This window comes from Sandaracinaceae bacterium (assembly GCA_016706685.1).
Lineage (GTDB): Bacteria > Myxococcota_A > Polyangia > Polyangiales > Houyiibacteriaceae > JADJJE01.
The window spans coordinates 255722-273794 of the sequence record JADJJE010000011.1 but is presented as its reverse complement, the minus strand read 5'-3'; the positions used below and the strand labels follow the sequence as shown (position 1 = coordinate 273794).

Here is an 18073-nt window from a genome sequence, read left to right as displayed (position 1 = left end):
CCGCAGGAACCGAGACAGCCATGCAAGCCCAGAAGCTCCAAGTGAAGTTCTTTGCCGGCGACGAGATCAGCGAGACCGCGCTCGTGCCGGTGTTCCACGACTGGATCCGTGAGCGCGTCGTCCCCGACGAGCTGCTGATCGACGTGGCCGACTACTCGCACGTGCCGGACGGCCCGGGCGTGATGATCATCGGCCACCAGGCCGACTACGCCGTGGACCGTGACGGAGGCCGCCAGGGCTTCACGTACAGCCGCAAGCGCCTGGCCGAGGGCGAGTTCGCGGCCCGCGTGGAAGACACCTTCCGCCGCGCGCTGCGCAGCTGCGTTCGTCTCGAGGGGAAGGCCGGCCTCGGCGCGCGCTTCGGCACCGGCGAGGTCATCTTCCGCATCCAGGATCGCCTGCTGGCGCCCAACGACGAGGCCACCGTGGCCGCCGTTCGTCCCGTGTTGGACGGCGTGCTGGCCAAGCTCTACCCGGGCCAGACGGCCAAGGTGGAGTCCATCGGCGAGGCGCGTGAGCCCCTCACGCTGCGCATCACGGTGAGCTCCACGGCTGGCGTGTCGGACCTGCTCTCCCGCATCGACGCGTAGGCAGCCGTACACCCATTCTCTTGTCGGGCTGGCGGTCGGGATCGAGTACCCTCCCGCCAGCCGCATGAGCATCAAGACCAAGAGCCACGCCGAGACCCGCGGAGTTCGCGTGCTGGTGGAGAGCCGCTTCCTCGAAGAGCAGTCTCAGCCCGCCGCCGAGCGCTTCGCCTTTGCCTACCGCGTTCGCATCGAGAACGTGGGCAGCGAGGTGGTGCAGCTGCGCACGCGCCACTGGGTCATCACCGACAGCTACAAGCACGTGGAAGAGGTGCGGGGCCCCGGCGTCATCGGCGAGCAGCCCACGCTGCGCCCGGGGCAGGCGTTCGAGTACACGAGCGGCGCCATCCTGCGCACCCAGCGCGGCAGCATGAAGGGCAGCTACCAGATGGTCACCGAGGGCGGCGAGCAGTTCGACGCGGTGATCGCCGAGTTCGCGCTCGAGCGGCCGTTCTCGTTGAACTGAGCGGGCTGCGCGGAGGCAGGTGGGCCAAACGAAACTGGCCGCAGCAAGTTGCCGCGGCCCGTTCTTTGTTGGGTGCGGGGCAGCGATATCGCTACCCAGCGTCTAGCTCACTCTCAGATGCCCGTGCAGGTGGTGGCACCCGTGCCGGTCGGCCGCGCGGTACCAACGAAGGACGACCACGTGCGGCTCGGTGTGCTGTTGGGAACGTTCCAGGAGCGGGCCGCCGGCGCGCCATTGGTGGTGTTCCCGGTCGGGGTGGTCACGGTCCGGCGATCCGCAGACACCGCCAGGGTGTTGGAGCCCGTCGCGAGCGGACCGTTCATCATGGGTTGGTTCCACATGGCGTTCTGCGGGTTGTTGCCTGAGCTCAGGTCGCCCTGGCCACAAGAAAAGCTGCCCAAGCCGCAGTTCACGTTGCCCACCGAGCGAAGGTTGCTGATGCAGCCTACGCCAGTCGCGTTGGTGGCAGGTGTGTAGCCCTCCGTGGCGTTGCTCCAGTAGTTTCCACCGGAGCATGCGCCCCACGTGATGGTGTTCGTGGCGAGCGTGCCTGTCGCGATAGCCGAGGTCATGGTCGCTGGGACGAATGGGCACGAAGCAGCGTTCATGCCGGGTGTGGTGACTGCTCCAGCGCAGCTCGGTGCGAATGCGTGAACGTTGGTCACGACGGTCCCACTACCAATCGTCGGATCCACCGTGAAGTTGTTGTGGGTCCAGTAGAATAGGACGTCGACGCCACCGTTGGTGACGGCACCCGCACCGTTGGCCGCGTACCGCAGCACGAGCGTTCCTGGGAGGCCGCTGAACGATGCGTTGCCGGCACCGAGGGCGGTGTTCGTGATCTGGAACGAGTGGTTCAGCGTGTACTCGATTGTGCACGTGGCGACACATGCGAGCGACGCGCCTACCGGTGTCCAGCTGGCCACGCCACCGGTGACGGTGCATGTGCGGGATGCGACGCCCGAACCCATGCCCGAGCCTGGGTTGCAGGCGTACGCTGCCGTTGCGCCCGTTGTGGTGCCGCCCGACATCGTGAGGGCGGCGTTGGCACCAGCAGCTGGCGCAGCTCCGCAATCACCGATGACACAGTTGAGCGCGTTGCCGCTCCACATGCCCGTCGCGCCACAGGTGCGCATGGCGTCTCCGCCGCTGGCCACATAGCCCACGTTGCAGGTGTAGGTCGCCAACCCGTTGTAGACGGTGCTGGTCTCCGTGGCCGTCGAGTTGGTGCCGTCGGGGGCAGCCCCACAGCTCACGGGGCTGCACACGGGCTGCGCGCCGCTCAAGGTGCCGGTGCCGCCGCCCGCGTTGCAGGTGCGCATCGCGTTACCGCTGCTCACCATGTAGCCCATGTTGCAGGTGTAGTTCGCGACCGATCCGAGCGTGGTGCCACCGGTCACGCCACCGTTGGCGGGCGCGGAGGGCGAGCAGTACGGATCGACCAACGTGCATGCCGGGGTGCCGCCGCTCCACGAGCCGGTCGAGAGACAGGTGAGTGACCCGCCTCCGGAGTAGCCTGCGTTACAGCTGTAGGTGCGCGTCGAGTTGTAAGTGGTGCCGCTGCCGCTGACGGTGCCATTGGCGTTCGCCGCCGGTGCCGCGCCGCAGCTGACGGGGGTGCAGCTGAGGCCGCCGCCACTCCAGTTGCCGTTCGCCTGACAGGTGATGGTGCTCGGACCGCCCGTGTAGCCCACGTTGCACGCGTACATGGCGGTGTCGTTGAAGTTGGTCGTCGTGAACGAGACCGCTGAGTTGGTGCCAGCCGGCGGAGCTCCGCAGCTGACGATGCTGCAGCTGAGCGACGCGCCAACCGGCGTCCATGCGGCCACGCCGCCGGCGACCGCGCAGGTGCGGCTCGCGACACCCGAGGCGGTCATGTAACCGTTGTTGCAGGTGTAGGTGGCCGTGTCGCCGGTGTTGGTGCCACCGGGGGTCGCCACGCTCGCGTTGCTACCAGCCGCCAGCGGAGCGCCGCAGTCGCCCAGTGAGCAGCTGAGCGCGGTGCCGGTCCACATGCCATTCGTTCCGCACGTGCGGCTCGCGTTTCCACCGCTGACCACGTGGCCAGCGGCGCACGAGTAGGTGGCCGTGCCGCCGAGCGTGGTGCTGGTCTCCGTGGCGGTCGAGTTCGTCCCGTCGGGCGCTGCGCCGCAGTCGACCGGGACACAGGTGTTGGCCGAGCCACTCCACGTGCCGTTGGTCTGGCAGGTCCGCGTTGCTGGGCCAGCGCGGGTGTAGCCTGCCGTGCAGGTCGTGGTAGCCACGCTGCCGAGCGTGGTGTTCATGGGGCTGTATCCAACGCTACCGTTGGTGACGGTGAGCGACCCGCAGTCGACAGCGACCTCACAGAGCATGCCGGAGTAGCCAGCGTTGCAGCCGGTGCAACCGGTGAAGGTTCCACCGCTCTCGGTGCAGGTGCCACCGTTCTGGCACGGGTTCGGCGCGCAGCCATCGGGGATGGGCTCGCAGGTGGGGGCAGTGCTCCAGCTACCGGTCGCAAGACAGGTGACGTCGCCGGAGCCCATCGTGATCTGGAAGCCGTTGTTGCACGTATAGGTGCGCGAGCTGTTGTAGGTGTTGCTGCCTGCGCCGACGGTGCCGTTGGTCACCGTCGGGGGCGCCCCACACGAGACGATGGTGCAGGCCGGAGCCGTCGTCGCGCTCCACGTGCCATTGGTCTGACAGGTGACGTTGCCGCCACCGGTGTACCCTGTGTTGCAGGAGTAGCTGGTGCTGGCCCCGACCGTGGTGGCCCCGGGGACGACGCGCGTGCCGTTGGCATTGGCCGCGGGGGGAGCCCCGCAGTCGAGCAGGTTGCAGGTCGGCGGCGTACCCATCCAGGTGCCGTTCGCCTGACACGTCACGGGTGCGGTCGAGGACAACCCGTAGCTCGCGTCGCAGGCGTAGGCCGCGACAGTGCCCGGGGTCCGACCCATGTCGTTCACGGTGCCGTTCGTGGGCGCGGTCAGCACGGGGCAGAGCACCTGAGAACAGGTTGGTGCGGTGCTGCTCCAGTTGCCGCTCGCGAGGCAGTCCTGCATGGCGGTTCCGCCGCTCAGCGAGTAGCCCATGTTGCACGCGTAGGTGATGGAGTCACCGAACACGTAGGGTCCCGAGGTCGGTGTGATGGTGCCGTTGGTCGGCGCCGTGCGCGTGGCGCAGGAGACGAGACCGCAAGTGGGCGGGGTGCCGGTCCAGGTGCCCGATGCACTGCAGCGCACCGTGGTGCCGCCCGTCACCTCGTAGCCCGAGTTGCAGGTGTATGCGGCGGTGGTGTCGTACACGTTGGTGCCGTCGTCCACCATGCCGTTGCTGGGGTTGGAGAGCGCGGGGCAGGTGACGATGTTGCAGGTGGGCAGGGTCGCAGGGCTCCAGCCACCCGCGCCACACGTGGTGGACGAGGGACCGGCGCCGCCGAGCTGATAGCCCGTCGCGCAGCTGTAGGTTACCGTGGTGCCGAAGTCATTCTCTGAGGTGTCGGTCTGCAGCGGCGCCGTGATCGTCAGCGGGGGGCAGGTGATGCGCTGGCAGGTGGGCTCCGAGCCGCTCCACGCTCCGACGCCGGAGTTGTCGTCCACGCAGGTCCGCGTGGGGGTGCCCTGCAGGGTGTAGCCCGTACCGCAGGTGTAGGTCGCCACGCTGCCGGCGTCCTGGGCGTCGGAGTAGCCGACGTTCAGCGGGGACACGGGCGAGAGCACGCCGCAGGTCACGGGAACCGCGCAGGTCTGCCCCGTCCAACCGTTCGCGCAGTCGCACGAGGCGAAGTTCCCCGAGCCGTCGGCGATGCAGGTGCCACCGTTGTCGCAGGGGTTGGGAGTGCAGGTCTGCGGGGGATCCTCACAGGTGGGGGCGGCGCCGCTCCAACTCCCGTTGCTCTGACAGCTGCGCGTCGCCGACCCGGTCAGGACGAAGTTGCCGGTGCACGAGTAGGTGGCCACGCCATCGAGCGTGTTGGCGGTGGTGCTGACCATCAAGGGCGCCGTGGCGCTCAGGGCCCCGCAGTCGACGGGGACGTCGCAGAGGGTGCCGGACCAACCCGCGTCACAGCCCGTGCAGACCGCGCTGCCGGTGGTGCCGTCGCAGGTGCCGCCGTTCATGCAGGGAGAGCCCGCGCACGGGTCAGCCGCGCAGCTGGGGAGGGCGCCGGTCCAGGTGCCGTCCGCCTGGCAGGTGCGGGTCATGTCGCCCACGAGCCCGAAGCCCTGAGCACAGGAGAAGGTCGCGATCTCGCCCTGGTCATAGCCCGTGGCGCTCACTTGAAGCGGCGCGGTGACGTCGAAGAACGGGCACAGGCCGGGGATCTGTTCGTCGCAGTTCGCGCCGGTGTAGCCCGCTTCGCACTCGCACGTCCACACGGGGACCGCATCGTCGGGATCCGAGTTGCAGGTGCCGTTGACGCACGAGTCCATGCAAATAGCTTCGGGCGTGCCGACGCAGAATGTGCTCTCGATGTCGCCCCCGATGATGCCCACGAACTCCGAGAGCGGCGCCACGCACCGGTAGCCGGAGCGCGTGCAATCTTCGGGGGCGTCGCACGCCTGGAGACACTGGCCGTAGGTCAAGAACGACATGAAGATGTCGCGGTCCGCCTGGTTCGCGAGGCCCAACACGGCCACGCCCATCTCGAGGGTCTCTTCACTGACCATCTCCAGTGGGAAGAAGCAGGTGCCACCGGGGCCACAGTCCGTGTCGTCCGCACAGGTGGGGACGGTGGAGCAGTAGCCACCGGGCAGCGGAAGACCCAGCTCGGCGAACGTCTGCGCGGTGGGGTCGGTCGAGTCCTCGAGGGCACGCAATGGGTAGAGACCCTCAGCGAGGCACAGCGCGTTCGCGCCGCCACACTCGCCGCTCATCGTGCAGGGAGAGCCTGCAGGAAGTCCGTTCGGGTTGATCGAACTGTCGTTGCCATTGGCATCGACAGGGCCCGTGTCCGTTGGGTTATCTCCACCACCCCCGCATCCGGGGGCAACCATGGCGGCGAGTAATGCCGCTAGACCAAGTAAGCGCGAGTGTCGCATTGGCGTTCCTTTTTTGGGCGTGCTCGACACATGGTGAGCCGCTCGCCAATCGAGAATATTTTTATCATCAGTCGTTTACAAGACGTTTACATCGCGAGTCCGCCTTTGCTGTAACGGGTAACTCTCACAATGTAAGTGGTGCCGCACACGCGCCTACGCGGCAGGGCTCGCGCGCTCACGCCCCACAATCCTCGGAATTGTGCCTGTCCGAAGGGCTCAGACGACGTCGGCGGGGCCTGCGCCTTCGCGGACCACGACCGGGGTGTGCCCCGTGAGGTCGACGATCGTGGAGGGCTCGAGGCCGCCCCAGCCAGAGTCCAGGATCATGTCGGCGCGCGGGAACTGCGCCGCGATGTCATCCGGATCGGCGTGCTGCACGCCGTCGATGCTGGCCGACGTGGACACGATGGGATGCCCCAGCGCGCGCACCAGGCGCAGCGCCACCTCGTGGTGCGGCACGCGGATGCCCACGGTCTTCTGCTTGCGCATGACAATCTTGGGGACCTCACGCGTGGCCGGCAGGATGAACGTGTAGGGCCCCGGCAGCAGCCGCCGCATGATGCGGTAGCTCATGTCGTCCACCACCGCGTAGCGCGCGATGTCACCGAGGTCCGGGCACACGAAGCCGACAGGGTGGTCGCTGGGCATGCGCTTCAGCTCGTAGACCCGCTCGAGCGCCTTCTTCTGCGTGATGTCGCAGCCGATGCCGTAGACCGTGTCCGTTGGGTAGACCACGACCCCACCGCGGCGCAGCACCTCGACGGCCTTGTCGAGCAAGCGCTGCTGCGGATGGGTGGGGTGGATCTCGACGCGCATGGGGTGGGGTTCCGTTACTCGGTGCGGGCGTGCACCAGGCGCCGCTCGACGCCGTCTTCGAAGAGCACGCGGGCCTGCTCGGTGGACTCGCCGGGGCTCACCTCTTCCACGCGCCCGATGCCGAAGCGCGTGTGCGAGACCCAGTCGCCTGCCGTGAAGCGCGTGCGGGGAGAGTAGGGCGTGGCGCGGTGGCGGTGCGCGTCCACTTCCGGGGCGGCCAGCTTCTGACCCTTGCGCGTGGCCACCTTGCGGCCGGGACCCGACTCCGAGGTGCCGCGCTTGGCCAGACCCGCGCTGCGTGCGGCGGGGGCCTGCGCCACCAAGTTTTCGATCTTGGCCATGTCACGGACGGCGGCCGCCACCTTCTGATAGGTGGAGCCCAGCGTCTCGCACACCAGCACCTCTTCCACGCCGGTAGCGTGGCCGCTCTGCGCGCACTGCTCTTCGTACTCGTGGGCCGCGCGAATGATCTCGATCAGGCGCTCGGCCGGCGGGAGCTCGCCCGGCCCAGCGCCCAGCGCGCCGAAGCCGATGCGCTTGACGTGCCGCGTGGAGGCGAAGTGCAGGGCGGCCTTCACCGCGCGGTTGATGCCCTTGGCGTCGGGCGCGGGCTCGGGGCGCGTGCCGGACTGCGGCGGGCGCGTGGCCACCCACGCCAAGAAGTCGCAGTGCAGGCGCCCGCGGGCCACGCGCACCACCTCGAACAGCGGCAGGAGCTTGCCGGGGAGCTGACGCACCTCGGCGTCCAGCGCCTCTTGCAGGCGCCCGCCGAAGCGCTCGTCCAAGTCGAAGTCTGCGCCGCGTCCGGGCCACAGCTGAAGGTCGGAGGAGCCGTCGTAGACCAGCGCGTCGAGCCGTTGGCGCGAGGGAAGATCATAGATCGAGGCGCGCACGAGCGAGATATCCATGCCCGGCGCATGTAGCACGAAGCGGAGCGCGCGACAGCCACGCGTGCGTGTCGGTCACCTCGCGGAGGATGATTGTCTCTCTCTGCTACCCAAGCGCTCGCGTTTGGGGTAAGTCGCGTGCACTGCCATGACTGAGAAGGATCCTCGCCCCTATATCGTCGTCACCGTCTTGCTCGATCAAGGCGCGCGCGCGGCTGTCCTCACCCAGAGCCATGGAGACGCCATGGAGCGCGCCCTCATGGCCGCACACGGCCTGGATGTGGCCGGCGTGGACCTCATCGAGCTGCCCGTGCCTGCGGTCACGTTCGCGGCGTTGCGCAAGCAGCTCGGCGGCCAGAAAGACGCGGTGGGCTTCTACGAGGTGTTCCCGCTCGCCAGCCACCTGTCGCCCGAGGTGCGCATCACGGCCGGCCAGTTCCTCGCCGCCGAGGCGCTCTGGAAGCTGGAAGAGGCCGGTCAGCTGGGCGGCGTGCCGCTCAACGTGAAGCTGGACCTGCCCAAGGGCTGGGAGCGCGAGCCGCAGAAGATCCACGAGCGCCTCGTGGCCGAGGGCGCGCTGGACCTCACCGAGAGCGCCATCCAGACGTACTTGAGCGTGAAGCAGGCCTGGGACGCAGTCCGCTAGGCGCCCTGCGCTCCGTAGGTGAGCACTAGAACATGAAGAGCGCGGCCATCGCTGCGCCGGCGACGACGAGCACCACGACCACGATGCCCACCACGAGAACGGGGAGCATGGGGTTGCCTTGCTGCGACGTGGAGTGCGCGGGCGGGCCGGCTAGCACGGGCACGGGTGCCATGCCCAGCGCGGCCGTGTGCGGCGCGGCCACCGTGCCGCTGCCCTTCGGGCGATGCACCACGGCGGGTAGCGCGTTGAGCGCGGCCAGCATCTGCCCGCCGTCCTGAAACCGCTCTTCGGGCTTCTTCGCGAGCGCGCGCGCGATGATGGCCTCGAGGTCCGCCACGAACTCGTACGAGTCGCTGGCCGACGCGAGCGTGGGCGGCGGCGTCATCAGGTGCGCGCGGAACATCATCACCTGGTTTTCCTCCATGAAGGGCCACACACCGGTGAGCAGCTCGAAGAGGATGCAGCCCATGGAGTACACGTCCGTGCGCGCGTCGGACGGGGCCCCGGTGCACTGCTCGGGTGCCATGTAGGCCGGTGTTCCGAAGACCGAGCCCTGCATGGTGAGCTTCTTGGATTCGCCCCAGCGGTCGTCGTCCATGAACTTCACCAGGCCGAAGTCCAACAGCTTGGCGCCCAACGAACCATCCGGCAGGGTGGGCAGGAAGACGTTCTCGGACTTCAAGTCACGGTGCGCTACGCCCTTGGCATGCGCGAAGGCGAGGCCAGTGAGGATCTGCCGCGCGATGTGCAGCGCCTCGTGTGGCTCGGGCGAGTTGTCTTCGAGGTACTTGTCGAGTGGCTGGCCCGACAGCAGCTCCATGACCAGGTAGGGGCTGCCGCTGGCCACGCCGAAGTCGTGCACGCTGAGCACGTTGGGGTGCTCGAGCGCGAACAGCGCGCGCGCCTCACGCTCGAAGCGCTCGCGCAGCTCGGGGGTGTCCACCAGGTCGTCGTGCAGCACCTTCACGGCCACGGCCGGGCCGCCGATCTGCTCGGCGCGGTAGACCACGCCCATGCCGCCCTCGCCCAGCACGGAGGTGATGCGGTAGCGCCCGTCGAGCACCTGACCGAGGAACGAGAGCATGCTGGGGCGTGAGATTTCGGCCATCTACTGTCCTGTGGCGCGGAGCTGCGCGTGGGCTCGGTGGATGCCGAGGGCGGCGTCCAGGATCTGGTCGTCGAGGGCGTCCTTGCTCATGGTCTCGAGCGAACGAATGCCCGTCTGGCTGACCAGGTGCGCGAGGTTGGTGTCGCCGCCGAACCCGTGCTGCGCCTCGTTCGCGACGATGAGGTCGCAGCGCTTGGACGCGAGCTTCCCACGGGCGTGGTTCTCGATGTCGTTGGTCTCGAGCGCGAAGCCGATCAGCACGGGGTGGGCGCCCGGTGAGCTGCCCATGCGCTCGGCCCGCTCGGCCCCCAGCTCTGCCAGGATGTCGGGGTTGCGAACCAGCGCGAGCGGACGGTCTCCCGCCTTCTTGATCTTCTGGTCTGCCCGCTCAGCGGGGCGGTAGTCGGCGACCGCGGCGGCCATGATGACCACGTCGACGCCCTGCGCGACCCGGGTCTTCACGGCGGCGTGCATCTCGCGTGCGGAGCGAACCCGCTGCGTGGTGACCCCTACGGGATCCGGCAGGGTGACCGGGCCGCTGACCAGCACCACGTCCGCGCCGCGTGCGCGTGCTCGTGCGGCGAGCGCGAAGCCCATCTTGCCGGTGGAGCGGTTGCCCAGGAAGCGCACGGGGTCGAGGTCTTCGTAGGTGGGGCCTGCGCTGATGAGCACCTTTAGGCCAGCCAGGTCGGCGGCCTGCGAGGACGCTCCCGTGAGGTGCGCGGCGAGCGCGTCCACGATGGCCACGGGCTCCGCCATGCGACCGAGGCCGCTGCCCCCGTTGGCGAGCGGGCCATCTACGGGACCCACCAGCAAGACGCCATCGTTGCGCAGCGTGGCGACGTTGCGCTGCGTGGAGGGCTGCATCCACATGTGCGGGTGCATGGCGGGCGCGAACACGCGTGGCCCGCTGCAACACGCGAGGGTGGCCAGCACCGCGTCATCGGCGTGCCCGTGCACCGCCCGCGCGATGAGGTTCATGGTGGCGGGCGCGACCACCATCGCGTCGGCCCACTCGCCCAACTCCACGTGCACTTCGCCGCGGTAGCTGGGGTCCCACAGGTCCACCACGGGCGGTTGCCCCAGCAGCCCCGTGAAGGTGATGGGCCCCACGAAGCGCGTGGCCGCGGGTGTCATGACCACGCGCACCTGCGCGCCACGACGACCCAGCTCACGGACCAGCTCGACGGCCTTGAACGCCGCGATGCCGCCACCGATCCCGACGACGATGCGTTTACCCGAGAGCATGACCGCGCGGAGCATAGCAGGAATGCCGCGTTGGTCTCTGCGTCAGTTGCCGGTCAGTTGCCGGTCAGTTGCCGTCTTCGGGGCTCGGCTCCACCAGCGGGGGCTGAGGCATCCCCATGCGCGCGGTCCAGCCGGGCAGCCCCGAGAAGCCGGGCGTGCGCACCACGTCGGTGCCGCGGATGCCCGGGCCCTGGGTCATGGTGGTGTACTCGTCGGCCGTGTACTCGGGGTGACCATCGCCCTCGGCGACGTAGCCCTCGGGAGGCGGGCCCCCGGTGCCCACGCGCCAAATCTGGGTGGTGGGCGGGTAGATGTCCACGGAGGCTTCGCGGCGCGCCTGGTTGCTCTCCATGCTGCGGATGATGCGCCAGCGGCTCACACGAAAGCCCGGCACGCCGCGCTGGCCCAGCACGCGCACGCCGGAGGGCAAGCTGCTGTCCTGCGTCTCGGACTCGGTGTACGGAGTCACGCCGTCCACGCGCCGCACGAACGTGACCATGTCGCGCTGCTCGAGCCCCAGCACTTCGGAGCGCGCCGCGCCGCCCTCGAGCTGCATGCGGATGACCACGGGGAAAGGGTGATCGTTGCGGAACACCAGGTTGATGGTGGGGTAGCTGACCGCCGCGTCGAGGCCCAGCTTGATGTAGAAGCTGGGACGGCTGTGCGGGTGGCGCTCGAGGATGGTGAGGCCCGCGAAGAACGCCGCCGCGTGGATGGTGCCCGCGATCTGGCAGGCGCCGCCTCCGAGGCCGTCCACCAGCTCACCGCCGGCGATGACCGGAGCCGGGCGGAAGCCGCTGGCCTCGTTGCGCTCGCCCACCACGGCGTTGAAGTCGAACACCTCGCCCGGCAGCAGCACCAGGCCGTCGATCTTGCGCGCCGCGACGCGCAGGTTGTGCGTGCGGTCGGCCGCGCTCTCGTTGAGGCTGTAGCGAGTCTCGAAGTCGCCGAGGCGAGCGTCCACGCGCACCTCGCGCAGCTCTCGTGCGGTGCGCTGGGCGTCCGTTCGCACCACGCGCACGGCGATCTCGGGGGCGCCGTGGTGCATCGCGTCGTCGAGGTCGTCGAGCGTGGCCCACACGTCCAGCGAGAGCCCCGCCCGCTCGGGGATGACCTCGCGCGTGTCCGGGTTGAAGCGCGCGTCGCTCGGTGGGTGATCGTGCTGGCGCTTGAGCTCCAACAGCAGCTCGCGTGCTGGCTCGGCGTCGAAGCGCACGGGCAGCGCAAGCTCCAACTCGCTCGCGCTCTCGGCCCGGCGCCGCAGGGCGCTCGCGGGGTTCTGCACGTCGGTCAGCAAGCGCGTGAGGTGCTCCACGTCCACGCTCCCGCCCAGCTCCGCGCGCGTGCGCAGCAGCGTCTGCTCCGTGAGCTGCAAGCGCTGCGGGGCGTGGGCCCACTCGTCGGCGATGCGCCGCGCCTGGGCCGCTGGGTCGGTCAGCTCCACACGCTGCCCGGCAATGCGCACCAGCGGCGGGGCGCTCTGGTCCGTGGCGGCCGCGCGCGAGGGCAAGACGGAAGGCAGGCTCAGGAGCGCGGCGCCACCGAGCATGCCGACACCGACCGCCGTGCGCGCGTGCGTCCACCATCGCGAAGGAGAGTTCACCCGCGAGAAATCGCAGCTCCCAGCGGTTCAGGTCAACTTTTGGAGGTGCCGGCGGCGGGGGGCGCGAGGGCTGCCACGAACATGTCGGCCGTGGCCTGCGCGTGCTGCTCGAGGAACTCGCGCTCGGTCATGCCCTCGGGACGCGCGCCGATGCCCTTCGCGAACTCGCCCAGAGCCAAGAGTGCGGGGCCGCCGCTGAACACCAAGAAGAACAGCGACGCCCATGGCACCTTGCGGATCAGCCCGAGGTCGCCCGCCGTCTTCACCATGCGTTGCGTCACGTCGAGGAAGCGGCGCACGTGGTTGTCGAGGATGTAGTCCAAGCGCTCGCCACCACGCGCTCCTTCGTAGGTGACGATCTGGAAGCCCTCGGGGAACTCGGACGCCAGCATGACGTACTGCACGACCAGGGCGTGCACCTGCTGCAGGATGGAGAGCTCACCGCGGAGGTGCCCCACGCGTGGCAGCAGCTCGGCGCCGATGGCCCCGAAGCTCTGGTCGATGCTGGCCTGCCAGAGCTGGGTCTTCGAGCCGAAGTAATGGTGCAGCAGCGTGTGGCTGACGCCCACCTCGCGGCTGATCTGCCGGACGCTCGCGCCCTCGAAGCCGTCGCGCGCGAACACGCGGAGCGCCACCCGCAGCGCGTGCTCGCGGTCGAAGGTGGGCTCGGCGTCCAGGCGCGGCCGCCCAGGCTTGCGGTTTTCGTCGCCGCCTTGGGCGCTCATGCTCGCGCTCCCCTCTCGCGGAGAGCGTTCACGATGCGGTGACGGGGATGCCGGGCGCGGGGAACTGGTCGCAAAGCGCCTTCACGTCGGCGGCGATGCCGGCGAGCTTGCCGGCGTTCTCGACGTCTTCCACCACGTCGGCCATCCAGTCGCCCAGCTGACGCATCTCGGCGGGCCCCATGCCGCGCGCCGTGATGGCGGGCGTGCCGATGCGCACGCCACTCGGATCGAACGGCTTGCGCGGGTCGAAGGGGATGGAGTTGTAGTTGGTCACGATGCCGGCGCGGTCCAGCGCCTGCGCGGCGATCTTGCCGGACACGCCCTTGGGCGTGAGGTCCATGAGCACCAGGTGGTTGTCGGTGCCCCCGGTGATGAGCGCGAAGCCACGCTCCTCGAGGCGCTGCGCGAGGACGCGCGCGTTCTCCACCACGTTGGCCGCGTACTGCTTGAACTCGGGGGTCATGGCCAGCTTGGCGGCGACGGCGATGCCCGCGGTGGTGCCGTTGTGGGGACCGCCCTGGAGGCCCGGGAACACCGACTTGTCGATGGCCTTCTGGTGCTTCTGGTCGCACATGATCATGCCGCCGCGCGGTCCGCGCAGGGTCTTGTGCGTGGTGGAGCTGATCACCTCGGCGAGGCCCACCGGGCTCGGGTGCGCGCCGCCGGCCACCAGGCCGCTGATGTGCGCGATGTCGGCCACCAGGATGGCGCCCACCTCGCGCGCGATCTCCGCGAAGCGCGCGAAGTCGATGAGGCGCGGGTAGGCGGTGGCGCCGCAGAAGAGCAGCTTGGGCTTGTGCTCGCGGGCGAGTGACGCGACCTGATCGAAGTCGATGAGGTGGTCCGACTGACGCACGCCGTACTGCACGGCGTTGAAGTAGGCGCCGCTGATGCTGACGTTCCAGCCGTGCGTGAGGTGGCCGCCGCTGGGCAGGCCCATGCCCATGACGGTGTCGCCGGGCTTGCAGAACGCGAAGTAGACCGCGAGGTTGGCCGGCGAGCCGGAGTAGGGCTGCACGTTGGCGTGGTCCACGCCGAACAGCTCCTTCACGCGCGAGATGGCCAACGACTCCACGCCGTCGATGAACTCCTGGCCCTCGTAGTAGCGCTTGCCGGGGTAGCCCTCGGAGTACTTGTTGTTGAGGACGCTGCCGCAGGCCTCCATGACGGCCGGCCAGGCGTAGTTCTCCGAGGGGATCAGGCGCATGGTGCGGTGCTGCCGGGCCTCCTCACGGGTGATGAGGTTGGCGATCTCGGGATCCATCTGCTGCAGCTCGGACATGCGGCTTCTCCTCCGCCAACGGTCAGCGTCGCGAGGGAGTCGCGTGGCCGGCGGACGCGCCAGCATGTAGCAGGCGGAGCGGGCCATGACAAAGCCGCGCTATGCTCTCCTGCGATGAGCGACTACTCGGACGCTGTGGCAGGGGACGTGCTGGTGCGGGAGGGCGCGGGTGAGGGGGACTCGCGGGTCTTGCGGTTTCGGTCGCGGACGCGCTTCGTCCCGGTGCTCATGTTCGGCTCGTGGGGACTGGTGATCGTGCTGCCGATGATGCTGTTCCTGATCCAGGGCGAGCTGCCGGGCGATGCGCTGGGGGCTCTCCCTGTGTTGGTGGTGGGGCTCGCGCTGGTCTACGCGGCGGTCCGTGCGCTGGTGAACCGATCGGCGCTGAGGGTGGACGGTGGCGAGCTGCGCTTTGCGTTCGGGCCGCTGTGGCCGTTCCGTGAGCGGCGTGTGGCGCTCGGGCAGCTGGGCGGGGCACGCATGGCGCTCCGCCCACCGTCGTTCTGGAACCCCGCGAAGTACCGCGGGTACCCCGTGCCTCAGCCGTACCTCATCCAGCTGCAGCTGCGGGATCAGCGCACGCTCACGTTGCCGTTGACGCTCGGGCTGCGTGATGCCGAGAGCGTCTCGCGCTGGATTGAAGAGCGTCTCTGAGCAGCCCACGGGGGATGTGGTCGGAGACGGAAAAACAAAACCCCCTGATTGCTCAGGGGGTCTTACCAGCGCGGCGGACGGGACTCGAACCCGCGGCCTCCGGCGTGACAGGCCGGCGTTATAACCAACTTAACTACCACCGCTGGTGGGGTGTCTCAGGAGCCTTGGCCCCGTCAACGGACGCACCTTCTAGCGCCCCCTCGTGGCGCTGTCAAAGGTTTCGGAGAACTTTTCGTCAGCCTTGTTTTGCGCCCGAAACGCCGACCGACAGGGCCACCAAGCCGGCCCTCGCCTTGTTGACGGTCTCCTGCCATTCGGACGCGGGAACCGAGGCCTCGACCACGCCCGCGCCCGCTTGCAGCAACAGCGCTCCGTCGCGCGCCACCACGGTGCGGATGGCGATGGCCACGTCCATGTTGCCGTCGAAGCCGATGTAGCCGACGGCGCCGCCGTACACGCCGCGCCGCTCGGGCTCGAGCTCCTCGATGATCTGCATGGCGCGCACCTTGGGCGCACCGCTCAGCGTCCCGGCCGGGAAGGTGGCGCGCAGCACGTCGAGCGCGTCGCTGCCCGCGGCCAGCTTGCCCTCCACGTTGGAGACGATGTGCATCACGTGCGAGTAGCGCTCGATCATCATCTGGTCGGTGACGCGCACCTCGCCAGGGCCGCTGATGCGCCCCACGTCGTTGCGGCCCAGGTCCACCAGCATCACGTGCTCGGCGCGTTCCTTCGGGTCGGCCAGCAGCTCTTCCGCGATGGCCTGGTCTTCTTCCGCTGTGGCCCCGCGGTGACGCGTGCCGGCGATGGGGCGCACGCTGACCACGCCGTCTTCCAAGCGCACCAGCGTCTCGGGGCTGGCGCCCGCGATCTGCAGCTCCGAGAAGCGCAGGAAGTACATGTACGGAGACGGGTTGATGGACCGCATGGCGCGGTAGACGTCGTAGACGTCGAAGCCCGGCGTGAGGGGCACGCGGAAGCGCTGCGAGAGCACCACCTGGAAGATGTCTCCGGCGCGGATGTACTCCTGTGCGCGCACCACGGCGGCCTCGAAGCGGGCGCGCTCGAAGTTGCTGGGCGGCAGCTCGAGGCTGGGTCGCTCGGGCAACGACAGCGGGCGCGGATGACGGGGCGTGGCCAGCTGCGCGATGGCGCCTTCCACTCGCGCGACCGCGGCGTGGTACGCGGCGTCCACGTCGGCGCCAGCGGGCACGTGCGCGGGGGCCACCACCTTGATGACCTGCTTCACGCTGTCGAAGATGAGCAGCGTGCCGCCGATGCCGAAGCAGAACTCCCACTCGTCGTCCGGGCCGAGCGCAGCGCCCACCTTGGGCTCGAAGCGCCGCACGGCGTCGTAGGTCACGTAGCCCACAGCCCCGCCCCAGAAGCGCGGCAGGCCCTCCACCTCGCGGGGCGGCACGTACTCGGCCAGCGTCTCCCGAAGGCGCTCGAGCGGGTCGATGCCGTCCTCGCGCGTGACGGTGCTGCCAACCACGGTCTCGAAGCGGTTGGCCACGCCGCGCACGATGCGCTGCGGGTCGAAGCCCACGAAGCTGTAGCGCGCCCACTTCTCGCCGCCGACCACGCTCTCCAGCAGGAAGCTGCCTTCGGCGCTGCCCAGCGTGGCCTGCGCCACCACCGGGGTGACCACGTCGGCGAGGATCTCGCGGAAGAGCGGGATGACGGTGACCCCGGGCTCACGCGCGAGCGCGCGAAACTGGTCGAGGCTGAGACTCACGGAGGCGGGCATGGCCGGGCAGTATCGCAAAGCCGGGCCGCTTGTCACCTCGCTTGCGCCAGTGGCGGCTCAGGTGGCGCGCGCGCTCTCGAACAGCGCGATGGGCAGGTGCACGCGGGCTGCTTCCACGCAGGAGCTCTGCGCGCTGAGCATGACCGACATGAGCTCGTCGTCGTCGGCCTGGGCGAGGCTCAGCTCCACGGAGTACGTCGCGGCGAGCGCGGCGCTGGCGGGATCGTCCGGGATGCGCGCCACGGACGCGACCGCGTTGAGCAGCGCCGCCTCGGCCGGTGTCTTGGCGTGCTTGGCGGCTTCTTCACACAGGGCGGCGTGCTTGGCGCAATTGGCGAAGGGCTCCCAGTGGATGGCCCAGGTGTGCACGGACTCGAGGGCGGCCAGGGCCACGTCGGGCATCTCGCGCCCCGCATGTGCCACGCGCACGCAGGCCATGGCGGCGCGGGCCAGCGCCTCGCGTGGGAGGTGCAGGCGGGCGGCGATGCCCAACAGCCAGTCGGCCCGCGGGCAGGCTGTCATGGCGGCGTTCCAGTCCGTGCCGTAGGGGCGCGCCCACTCGACGACGTCGTTCTGTGCCCCCGCGTGCTGGAGCCAGGCGGCGACGCTCAAGGGGCCGGGGCCGCTTCGACGGTGGTGTGCCCTTGGAACTCGATCAGACCGTTGCTGGCCGAGAAGCCCACGCCCGAGTAGCGCTGGAAGCGGCCACGCACGGTGACCTTGTTGCCGAGCGCCAGGTCGGTGGGGATGGGGGGCGGTGCACCCGGGGTGGCCTCGGGGGCGCGGCCGCCGCGGGCGTTGGCCATGGCGTCGTCCACCTCGCCCTGACGCGTGGCGTAGCCCGCGACCATGATGCGCTTGCTGGCGTCCGCCTCGTTGGCGGTGTCGGCGATGTAGAAGTGCGGGGCCACGGCGCGCGGACACGCCTCTTCGTTGTCACAGTCCGGGCGCGTGTAGATCTCCACGATGTAGCCCGTGACGGCCACGTCGTGATCCATGGTGACCGAGCTCATGTGGCGGACGCCGTAGACGCTGTAGCTCTCGTCACCGTAGCGCGTGGGGTGCGGCGGCGGCGGAAGGTCCGGCACCTCGGGGAGGTTGGGCTCCGGGTCGGGCAAGCGCTCGACGACGACGTTGGCTTCGACGCTCTCGCCACAGCCCAAGAGGGCCAGCGAGCCGAGGAGCCACAGCGGCGCAGTGCGTGCGGGCAGGGACAGCGACTTGAGACGAGAGGCTTTTTCGGTGAGTGGCATGCCGGATGGCGGGGAGCCTATCACGACCCATCC

Annotated in this window: 15 protein-coding genes and 1 tRNA gene; 4 read left to right on the top strand and 12 right to left on the bottom strand. The window is 69.4% G+C overall.

Features of this window, described 5'->3' with window-relative positions:
* Positions 1–20: 20 nt before the first annotated feature.
* Both IPI43_14565 and apaG read left to right on the top strand, forming a co-directional pair.
* Entirely contained in the window at positions 21–590 is a 570-nt protein-coding gene (locus tag IPI43_14565; protein MBK7775331.1) for a hypothetical protein, read from the top strand.
* Between the two features lie 64 nt (positions 591–654).
* Positions 655–1053, top strand: coding sequence for a Co2+/Mg2+ efflux protein ApaG (gene apaG, locus IPI43_14560; protein ID MBK7775330.1), 399 nt, complete (start codon positions 655–657; stop codon positions 1051–1053).
* A gap of 113 nt (positions 1054–1166) precedes the next feature.
* Here apaG and IPI43_14555 read toward each other — a convergent pair whose 3' ends face one another.
* From IPI43_14555 to IPI43_14545, 3 genes are all read right to left on the bottom strand, one after another.
* Complete coding sequence (locus tag IPI43_14555) at positions 1167–5906, bottom strand: hypothetical protein (protein MBK7775329.1); 4740 nt, start codon at positions 5904–5906, stop codon at positions 1167–1169.
* Positions 5907–6287: 381 nt separating this feature from the next.
* Entirely contained in the window at positions 6288–6887 is a 600-nt protein-coding gene (locus IPI43_14550; GenBank protein MBK7775328.1) for a threonylcarbamoyl-AMP synthase, read from the bottom strand.
* 14 nt (positions 6888–6901) lie between these two features.
* Positions 6902–7795 carry a hypothetical protein gene (locus IPI43_14545; GenBank protein MBK7775327.1) on the bottom strand — a complete coding sequence of 298 codons (894 nt, stop codon included), beginning with the start codon at positions 7793–7795 and terminating at the stop codon, positions 6902–6904.
* A gap of 127 nt (positions 7796–7922) precedes the next feature.
* Between IPI43_14545 and IPI43_14540 the strand changes: the two genes are divergently transcribed.
* On the top strand, positions 7923–8420 hold the full coding sequence (locus tag IPI43_14540) for a hypothetical protein (protein MBK7775326.1): 498 nt from the start codon (positions 7923–7925) through the stop codon (positions 8418–8420).
* A 25-nt stretch (positions 8421–8445) separates the two neighbouring features.
* On the opposite strand, the gene IPI43_14535 is transcribed toward IPI43_14540, so the two are convergent.
* The 5 genes from IPI43_14535 to IPI43_14515 are packed head-to-tail and all read right to left on the bottom strand — an operon-like array spanning position 8446 to position 14386.
* A complete protein-coding gene (locus IPI43_14535; GenBank protein MBK7775325.1) occupies positions 8446–9528 on the bottom strand; it encodes a serine/threonine protein kinase in 1083 nt (360 codons plus the stop codon).
* The gene (gene coaBC / locus IPI43_14530) at positions 9529–10791 is read right to left on the bottom strand and encodes a bifunctional phosphopantothenoylcysteine decarboxylase/phosphopantothenate--cysteine ligase CoaBC (protein ID MBK7775324.1); all 1263 of its coding nucleotides are present in this window, start codon (positions 10789–10791) and stop codon (positions 9529–9531) included. It lies immediately after the preceding gene.
* Positions 10792–10840: 49 nt separating this feature from the next.
* Positions 10841–12379: a VanW family protein gene (locus IPI43_14525; protein MBK7775323.1), complete on the bottom strand. Its 1539-nt coding sequence runs from the start codon at positions 12377–12379 to the stop codon at positions 10841–10843.
* 32 nt (positions 12380–12411) lie between these two features.
* Positions 12412–13104: a TetR/AcrR family transcriptional regulator gene (locus IPI43_14520; protein MBK7775322.1), complete on the bottom strand. Its 693-nt coding sequence runs from the start codon at positions 13102–13104 to the stop codon at positions 12412–12414.
* 28 nt (positions 13105–13132) lie between these two features.
* Complete coding sequence (locus tag IPI43_14515) at positions 13133–14386, bottom strand: serine hydroxymethyltransferase (protein ID MBK7775321.1); 1254 nt, start codon at positions 14384–14386, stop codon at positions 13133–13135.
* Between the two features lie 114 nt (positions 14387–14500).
* Between IPI43_14515 and IPI43_14510 the strand changes: the two genes are divergently transcribed.
* Complete coding sequence (locus IPI43_14510; GenBank protein ID MBK7775320.1) at positions 14501–15040, top strand: hypothetical protein; 540 nt, start codon at positions 14501–14503, stop codon at positions 15038–15040.
* Positions 15041–15109: 69 nt separating this feature from the next.
* Here the strand turns inward: IPI43_14510 and IPI43_14505 are convergent.
* The 4 genes from IPI43_14505 to IPI43_14490 form a co-directional block, all read right to left on the bottom strand.
* A tRNA-Asp gene (locus IPI43_14505) sits at positions 15110–15183 on the bottom strand.
* A 92-nt stretch (positions 15184–15275) separates the two neighbouring features.
* Positions 15276–16787, bottom strand: coding sequence for a chorismate-binding protein (locus tag IPI43_14500; GenBank protein MBK7775319.1), 1512 nt, complete (start codon positions 16785–16787; stop codon positions 15276–15278).
* 57 nt (positions 16788–16844) lie between these two features.
* Positions 16845–17399 carry a hypothetical protein gene (locus tag IPI43_14495; GenBank protein ID MBK7775318.1) on the bottom strand — a complete coding sequence of 185 codons (555 nt, stop codon included), beginning with the start codon at positions 17397–17399 and terminating at the stop codon, positions 16845–16847.
* Positions 17396–18040, bottom strand: coding sequence for a hypothetical protein (locus IPI43_14490; protein MBK7775317.1), 645 nt, complete (start codon positions 18038–18040; stop codon positions 17396–17398). Before IPI43_14490 ends, IPI43_14495 begins: the two co-directional genes overlap by 4 nt.
* Positions 18041–18073 lie beyond the last annotated feature (33 nt).

What these genes read in the sequence shown, in the direction of transcription:
- IPI43_14565 (MBK7775331.1), top strand. Translation starts at nt 21, where the DNA reads ATGCAAGCCCAGAAGCTCCAAGTGAAGTTCTTTGCCGGCGACGAGATC.
- apaG (MBK7775330.1), top strand. Translation starts at nt 655, where the DNA reads ATGAGCATCAAGACCAAGAGCCACGCCGAGACCCGCGGAGTTCGCGTG.
- IPI43_14555 (MBK7775329.1), bottom strand. Translation starts at nt 5,906, where the DNA reads ATGAGCGGCGAGTGTGGCGGCGCGAACGCGCTGTGCCTCGCTGAGGGT.
- IPI43_14550 (MBK7775328.1), bottom strand. Translation starts at nt 6,887, where the DNA reads ATGCGCGTCGAGATCCACCCCACCCATCCGCAGCAGCGCTTGCTCGAC.
- IPI43_14545 (MBK7775327.1), bottom strand. Translation starts at nt 7,795, where the DNA reads ATGGATATCTCGCTCGTGCGCGCCTCGATCTATGATCTTCCCTCGCGC.
- IPI43_14540 (MBK7775326.1), top strand. Translation starts at nt 7,923, where the DNA reads ATGACTGAGAAGGATCCTCGCCCCTATATCGTCGTCACCGTCTTGCTC.
- IPI43_14535 (MBK7775325.1), bottom strand. Translation starts at nt 9,528, where the DNA reads ATGGCCGAAATCTCACGCCCCAGCATGCTCTCGTTCCTCGGTCAGGTG.
- coaBC (MBK7775324.1), bottom strand. Translation starts at nt 10,791, where the DNA reads ATGCTCCGCGCGGTCATGCTCTCGGGTAAACGCATCGTCGTCGGGATC.
- IPI43_14520 (MBK7775322.1), bottom strand. Translation starts at nt 13,104, where the DNA reads ATGAGCGCCCAAGGCGGCGACGAAAACCGCAAGCCTGGGCGGCCGCGC.
- IPI43_14515 (MBK7775321.1), bottom strand. Translation starts at nt 14,386, where the DNA reads ATGTCCGAGCTGCAGCAGATGGATCCCGAGATCGCCAACCTCATCACC.
- IPI43_14510 (MBK7775320.1), top strand. Translation starts at nt 14,501, where the DNA reads ATGAGCGACTACTCGGACGCTGTGGCAGGGGACGTGCTGGTGCGGGAG.
- IPI43_14500 (MBK7775319.1), bottom strand. Translation starts at nt 16,787, where the DNA reads ATGCCCGCCTCCGTGAGTCTCAGCCTCGACCAGTTTCGCGCGCTCGCG.
- IPI43_14490 (MBK7775317.1), bottom strand. Translation starts at nt 18,040, where the DNA reads ATGCCACTCACCGAAAAAGCCTCTCGTCTCAAGTCGCTGTCCCTGCCC.